Genomic DNA, 6,694 nt, shown 5'->3' on the forward strand with positions numbered 1-6,694 from the left:
GCTTGACCGAGCCCCCGATCCACGCCCGCCGCCCGCCCGCCACCACCGTCGAGGAGGTGCACGCGGTCGTGAAGGGCTATCCTTACACCGACCTCGCCAACGGCCGCATCCTCTACGAGTTCATCCGCCGGCACGAGCTGCGCCGGGTGCTCGAGCTCGGCGTCTGCCACGGCGTCAGCGCCTGCTACGCCGCCGCGGCGGTGGCGAGCCTGGGTGGCGGCCGGGTGGTCGCGATCGACCGGCTCGAGGTCGCCGCCTACCGGCCGGGCATCCTCGACTTCAGCCGCGAGCTCGGCTTCGAGAGCATCATCGTCCCGTTCTTCGAGCGCGCGACCTACAACTGGCGTCTGCGCGATTTCCTGCGCCTTGAGCCGCGGCCCGTCTTCGACCTCGTCTTCCTCGACGGTGCCCACACCTGGGAGCCCGACAGCCTCGCCTTTCTCCTGAGCGAGAAGCTGCTCCGGCCCGGCGGCTGGTGGATCCTCGACGACCTCAACTGGTCGATCGGTACGAGCCCGACCGCGCGCCGCGTCGCTCCCGGCCAGATCACGCTGGCCGCGGACGAGATCGAGGCGCTCCAGGTGCGCGACGTGATCGACCTCGTCGTCCGCCCCCATCCCAACGTCGCGTCCTGGAGCGAGAACGGCAAATGGGGCTTCGCCCGCAAGAAGACCCTGGAGGAGATGGCGGCCGAGGACCGGCTGGGCGCTGCCTTGCGCGAGCGGGCCGCGGCCACGCTGCTCCATGCGCGCGAGAACTTTCCCGAGCCGATCGAGGTCCCGCCCGATCTGCGGCCCGAGGCCTGGCAGCGGACGATCCATCACGGGCTCGAGCGCAACCGGAACGCCCGCCTCGCCCGCTCGGGCCGAGGCTGATCCGCAGGTCGGCATCGGCGGCCGTGGTTTCCCTCCGGCTTTCCCCCTGCTAAGCTACCCGTCAAGACGTGCTGGAACGGCGCGCTGCCGCGGTTTCCCTCCGGCTTTCCCCCTGCTAAGCTCAGTGCCGGCAAGAAGAAGAGCGCCAACAAGCCGTGGTTTCCCTCCGGCTTTCCCCCTGCTAAGCTTGACGAGGTCGCTCCAATCGCCGGTCTTCAGCCGTGGTTTCCCTCCGGCTTTCCCCCTGCTAAGCTGTGGACGGCGTGCGCGCGGCTTATGCGCTGGCCGTGGTTTCCCTCCGGCTTTCCCCCTGCTAAGCTCGGAAGGACCCGCGCGCCCCGGCGCCGCCCGCCGTGGTTTCCCTCCGGCTTTCCCCCTGCTAAGCTCCCGAACGCGGTCACGATCCCCGGCGGGCGGCCGTGGTTTCCCTCCGGCTTTCCCCCTGCTAAGCTCAGATCTTGGATCTCGCGCTCCTCATGCCGGCCGTGGTTTCCCTCCGGCTTTCCCCCTGCTAAGCTCCAGCCTCCCCGTCCAAGCCAAAACGGCGAGCCGTGGTTTCCCTCCGGCTTTCCCCCTGCTAAGCTGGATCGCCCGCAAACTCGCCTGAGCCGTCAGCCGTGGTTTCCCTCCGGCTTTCCCCCTGCTAAGCTCGATTCTCCATAACCCCTTGCGAGAACGGCGAAAAACCGTCTCGCAAGGGGATCAGAGCAGCAGGAGCTGATCGCCGCCGGGCTTCTCGTGCGCCTGCTTCTCGCCCACCAGCGTCCTCATCCGCGCATATTGCCGCTCGGTCACGGCGAGCGTGCGCACGCTGCCCTGCTTCGGCAGATGCTTGCAGATCCGCGCCACGTGCTTCTCCACCCCGTCCTGGTCGCGACACACCCGGACATAGACCGAGAGCTGCAGCATGTTGAACCCGTCGCCGAGCAGCAGCTTGCGGAACTGGGCCGCCGCCTTGCGCTGCGCCTTGGTCTTCACCGGCAGGTCGAAGAAGCAGAACAGCCACATGTAGCGCGCCGCCTCCGCGGGCACGGACGGCTCACCCGGCCGGTGCCGGCACCGGCAGCAGCGCCGGCCGGCCTTCGGTGAGCGCGGCGAGCAGCCCGTCCACCACGCGGGCACCGGCGTGCACCATGGCGAGCGTCTCCTCGCCGAGGCGCACGCTCGCCGAGAGCACGGCCGCGAGCGCCCGCCGGTCCTCGACCGCGAGGCTCTCGCCGGCACCCTCGTCCCGCTCCTCGAGCCGCCGCACCACGGCGAGATCGACCAGCGGCCGGAACGGCTCGATCAGATCGTCGGCGAGATTGAACGCGTTCTCGACCGAATCGTGGTGAAGGCCGAGCGCCGGGTGGAACCCTTGCGCCGCGAGATCCCGTGCGATCGCCGCCCGCACCACGGCATAGCCGTAGTTGAGCATCGCATTGCGCACGTCGCCGTCCCGTCGCCGCCGGAAGTTCGCGAACAGCTTCGAGAAGAACTCCCGCGCTGCCCGGCCTTCGAGATTGTCGGGATCGCCGGGCTCGACGCGCCGCGCCATGGCGGCGAGGCCACGGCCGCCCGGCCGGCCGAGCAGATCGAGCACCGTCCCCTGGTTCGCGATCTTCGCCGCGATCAGCCGTTGCCACAGCCGCCGCTTGAGCGCGTCGCTGGCCGCCACCTGCCGGCGCAGCGTGCCCACCTGCCGGAAATGCCCCTGCAGCGGCAGCAGCGCCCCGTTCGGCAGATGCCGCGCATCGCAGGTCAGCACCAGCACGTTGGCATCGGCGAACGCCGCCAGCACCGCCGCCGACAGGCTCGCCTGCGGCGTGTCGAGGATCACCCAGCTCAGATCCTCGAACGCCAGCCGGATCGGGCCGTCCTCGGTCTCGGCGAGGCAGCACCGGTTGTCGAGCGACAGCCGCGTCGGGCGGCTTACGAGCACACCTCGCCATGCCATAGCCTCGGCTCCTGCACGATCTCGAACCGGTTCCCGAGCCGGTCGACGTGGAACTTGCGGAAAGAGCTGAGGGTCATCGTGGTGAAGCGCTCCTGCGAGCGCGAATCGTGGTCGTGGGCGAGGGAATAGCTGATGCGCCCGTTGGTGCGATCGGCCGAGCGGAAGTAGCCCGCGTGCCGCTCGACCAGCCGCCCGTCCCGGTCCCGGCGCTCGGCCTCGATGAACGAGCCCGGATGCAGGCTGAAGCGGAACGCATGGCCGGGACCGATCTCGTACCAGTCCTTCTCGGCGGCGCCCGCCTTGATCGCCCGGTTCGGCGGCTTCGGCCAGCGCGCCCTGTCGGCGATCTGCCAGGCATAGATCGGCACCAGGTAGAACTTGCCGTCCTTGGCGAACACGTCCACCCGCACCATCGAGGCGACGTCGACATGGGCCGCGGCCTCGCCCCGGCGCACCGTCATCCCGCCCTTGATCCGCTCGGGAAGTTGCACCGTCAGGTGCCGCACCGCCGGCCCCTCCCGCCCGTCGCGGGTCGGCATCCGCAGCGGATGCAGAGCGACGTACTTGTCCAGCTTGCCCGGCTTGAAGCCGCGCCGCTCCGCCTCGTCGAGCCAGACCTCGGCGGCCTGCCTGAGGGCGCGGGCGCGCTCCGGGTCCTTCAGCATGTCGAGATGCTTCCTCTCCAACTTCGCCACCGGGATTTTCTGGAAGCGGGTCACGCTGCCGTCGCCGTTGGCGGTGAAGGCGTAGAGCGTATCTCCATGTGCCGGGCCGCGGCCGCGCCGGGTCTCCGGCCGCGAGACGAACACCGCTTCCGCTGCGGCGAGGAACGCCCGGCGCAGGCGCTCCTTCTCGGCCGGGTCGGCCACGAGTTCCGGCACCAGCCGGGCACGCGCTTGGCACTCGAGCCGCTTGGCCTCGTTGGTGAGGCGCTGCACCACCCCGGAATCGGTCCAGGCGACCACGAGGGCGTCGAGCGCATGGTCGCGGTCGCCGAGGGTACCGCTCCGCTTGGCCTGGTCGAGCCCGAGCCCGCGCCGTACCAGCGCGGTCAATGCCCCCGGCTGGGTGAAGATCCGCCGCTCCTCGCCGGCGCGGGTGCGAAGATCCGGCCAGTGCTTCTCGAGCAGCAGGCGGAACACGCGCACGGCGTAGCGCGTGTCCTGCAGGTGCCGCGCCCGATAGGCGTTCTCCCGTTCCGCGAACGACTTGAGCAGCAGCTTGCGCCGCTTCTCGGGGTGCAACTGGCTCCCGAGCCGCCCGATCCGCATCTCGAACGCCTGCCACCATGCCGGGTCGCTCTCGCCGAACGCCTCCCAGGGCGTGCGGTCGCGCTTCTCCTGGTTGGCGCGCGCCGTCACCAGCACCTTGTTGCGGTAGCCGTCGTCGCCGCTGCGCGAGTAGGGCAGGATGTGGTCGACCTGCACCGCATTGTCGGTGGCGACGAGCTGCTCGGGCGAGATGTAGTCGTCGCTGTAGAGGCAGCGATGGTTCTGCTCCTGCCACAGCTCGTAGCGCAGCAGCTCCTCGTCGTCCGGCAGCCGGCCGAGCAGGTCGCGGAACTCGCCGCGGTGCCGCTCCCGCTCGGCCGCCCGCTCCTCGCCCGCGCGGTAGAGCTCCAGCCGGTCCTCCCGGCTCTTGCCGAGATCGCGCGCCATCTCGACGTGCACCCGGTCCGGCAGGCCGTATTTCCGGAACAGCACGCGCACCTGCTTCAGGCACTCGCCGATCACCTTGCGCACCACCGGGTTCGGCAGCCGGTCGAGATCGATGGCACCCAAGGCGGTGTGATCGTAGCCGGCGAGGCGGCAGGCTTCGCTGTAGTTCGCCCCCGCCCGCAGATGCGGCAGGAGCCGCCGGCAGGCGAGCGCGCTGATGTGGCCCGCACCTTTGAACTTCGGCCCCGCGAAGTCGTCGATCCGCGCCATCAGCGCCGTGACGTCGTCCTCGCCGAGTCCGGCCTTGCGCAGCACCGCCGCGACCTCCTCGTCGGTGCTCTGGAACACGATCGCCGCCATCGCGGCATCGAGCTTCTCCGGCTCGCTCTCCAGGAGAGCCGCGAACCGCTCCTCGCCCAGGGCGCCCATCAGCTTGACCGAGCCGGTGAAGTCCGCGAGCAGCTTGGCTTCCGGGTCCTTCGTCGCCGCGAGCCCGTCGAAGCGCACCTTCTCCGGCAGCCGGAGCGCCTTGCGGAGATGCTTGTATTTCAGCTCCTGTTTGGTCGCGAACAGGCCGTGCGCGACCGCACGCTCGTGCGAATTCAGCGGGCGGGCCGGAGCGCCGGGTGCGCTCAGGCGGAGATGGTTGATCGTCTGCAGGAAGCGGAACAGCTCGAACGAAGGCGCGCGCTTCGCCGCCCGGCGCTCCGCCGGCTCGAACCGGCACGGACCGACCGCGTCCAGGCTGGACCGCAGCGGCCGCTGCCCGAAAGCGATCGCCGTGTAACGCCGCTCCAGCGCCTCGGCCGCGTGCGGATTGCCTTCGACCCGCTGGGCCGCGAACAGGCGTCTCGCCTCCGCCTCGATGTCCTGCCGCAGCACGGTATGGCTGTAGTCGCCGGTGGTATTGCGCTTGCGCAGCGCGAAAGCGGGCGCCAGCGCCAGCGCTTCCCCCACGGTGCGATAGCCTGCCGCGACCTGCTGCAATTGGGCGATGCCCTGGAGCGCCTTGCCGGCATCGCTCTTGTTGTCCAGCCGCTCGCGCTTGCTCATCGACTTGAAGCCGCGATGCCGGGCCAGGTGGATCAGCACGCGCGCCCATTCCTCCGCCGAAAGCAGGCGGTCGAGCCCTTCCGCACGCAGCCGCCAGACCCGGTCGGCCGGTGTCTTCGGCGGCATCGGACCCGGCAGGGGCAGTCCCTCGGCCTGCAGCAGCCGGCGGATGGCGGCGAGCCGCTGCCGGCGGCGCCGCGTCACCCGCCGCTGTCCTCGTGCCGTCCGCCTGGCCTTGTTCTTCAGCTCCTTGGTCTTGGGCTCCTCGGGCACGTCGAAGCAGCGGGCACCACACGCCACGATGCTCGGGCCGGCTGCGACCTCGCCGGTAGCCGGGTCGATCGTCTCCGTGTCGAGGAGCGCCCAGCCGCAGGAGCCGATCCCGATGTCGAGGCCCAGTATCCTTGCCATCGTTGCATCACTCCCCGCACATCAACTCGGCATTGTCATGTTCTGCGTTTGTCGCCATACTGGGGTTGCTTAGCAAGGGGAAAGCCGTGGCGATTCCACGGTAAGGGACGCCATGTCCCGTGGGGTGCCGCGGGAGGAATCGCTCTCCCGTGGCCTTGACCCGTCCGTCGGCGCGTGCGCCGACGGACGGGGATCCCTTCGAAGTTTTGTGATTGAATTCCTATATCGCCGGTGCTATGCTGGCGGCATGTCGACCGAGCGTGACATGCCCTTTCCCACCCCGCGCCAGCGCCTGGTCGCGGCGCGCCAGTTGGCGCTCGGCGACGATCTGGAATCTGCGGCCGCCGAGGCCGGGATCGAGCTCGAGGCGCTCGAGCGGCTCCTGGAGGACGTCGGCTTCGCCCGGCTGCGGGTGGCGCAGGCGCGGCTCCTGCATCTCTCCGAGGAGGCGTGGAACGAGCGGCTCCAGGGAATGCTGCGCTTCGGCATCGAGAGTGCCCTTGCCGACGGCAAGGTCAGCACGGTCAACCTGCTCCTGCGCGAGCGGGCGGCACTCCGCGCTGGTGGCCCGCCGGCGAGCCCGCGCGCCCGCGCCGCCATGGCCGAGACCGTGGCGGCGCTGGACGACGAGAAGGAGCCGGAGGAGGACGAGGAGGAGGACGCGGCCGAGGACGCGGCGGCCGCGGACGCGGCGGTCCTGCCGCCGGTCGAGGCCGACCCCGCGCGCGAGGCGGCCCGGCTCGCCATCCTCGCCTCGCTCG

At 70.4% G+C, this 6,694-nt stretch carries 5 protein-coding genes; 2 read left to right on the forward strand and 3 right to left on the reverse strand.

Going from position 1 to position 6,694, the window contains the following annotated elements; genetic code table 11:
- Positions 1 to 2: 2 nt before the first annotated feature.
- Positions 3 to 875, forward strand: coding sequence for a class I SAM-dependent methyltransferase (locus U1T56_RS12145; protein ID WP_418159734.1), 873 nt, complete (start codon positions 3 to 5; stop codon positions 873 to 875).
- 702 nt (positions 876 to 1,577) lie between these two features.
- Here U1T56_RS12145 and cas2 read toward each other — a convergent pair.
- The 3 genes from cas2 to cas9 are packed head-to-tail and all read right to left on the reverse strand — an operon-like array spanning position 1,578 to position 5,933.
- Positions 1,578 to 1,907: a CRISPR-associated endonuclease Cas2 gene (cas2, locus tag U1T56_RS12150; RefSeq protein ID WP_418159735.1), complete on the reverse strand. Its 330-nt coding sequence runs from the start codon at positions 1,905 to 1,907 to the stop codon at positions 1,578 to 1,580.
- A gap of 7 nt (positions 1,908 to 1,914) precedes the next feature.
- The gene (cas1, locus tag U1T56_RS12155) at positions 1,915 to 2,811 is read right to left on the reverse strand and encodes a type II CRISPR-associated endonuclease Cas1 (protein WP_418159736.1); all 897 of its coding nucleotides are present in this window, start codon (positions 2,809 to 2,811) and stop codon (positions 1,915 to 1,917) included.
- A complete protein-coding gene (cas9, locus tag U1T56_RS12160) occupies positions 2,787 to 5,933 on the reverse strand; it encodes a type II CRISPR RNA-guided endonuclease Cas9 (protein WP_418159737.1) in 3,147 nt (1,048 codons plus the stop codon). The genes cas1 and cas9 overlap by 25 nt, the downstream gene beginning before the upstream one ends.
- 265 nt (positions 5,934 to 6,198) lie before the next feature.
- On the opposite strand from cas9, the gene U1T56_RS12165 reads away from it, so the two are divergent.
- A partial coding sequence (locus tag U1T56_RS12165; RefSeq protein ID WP_418159738.1) for a hypothetical protein occupies positions 6,199 to 6,694 on the forward strand: 496 nt, incomplete at its 3' end.

This window comes from Benzoatithermus flavus (assembly GCF_037908215.1).
Taxonomy (GTDB): domain Bacteria; phylum Pseudomonadota; class Alphaproteobacteria; order Geminicoccales; family Geminicoccaceae; genus Benzoatithermus; species Benzoatithermus flavus.

What these genes read in the sequence shown, in the direction of transcription:
- cas9 (WP_418159737.1), bottom strand. Translation starts at nt 5,933, where the DNA reads ATGGCAAGGATACTGGGCCTCGACATCGGGATCGGCTCCTGCGGCTGG.
- cas1 (WP_418159736.1), bottom strand. Translation starts at nt 2,811, where the DNA reads ATGGCATGGCGAGGTGTGCTCGTAAGCCGCCCGACGCGGCTGTCGCTC.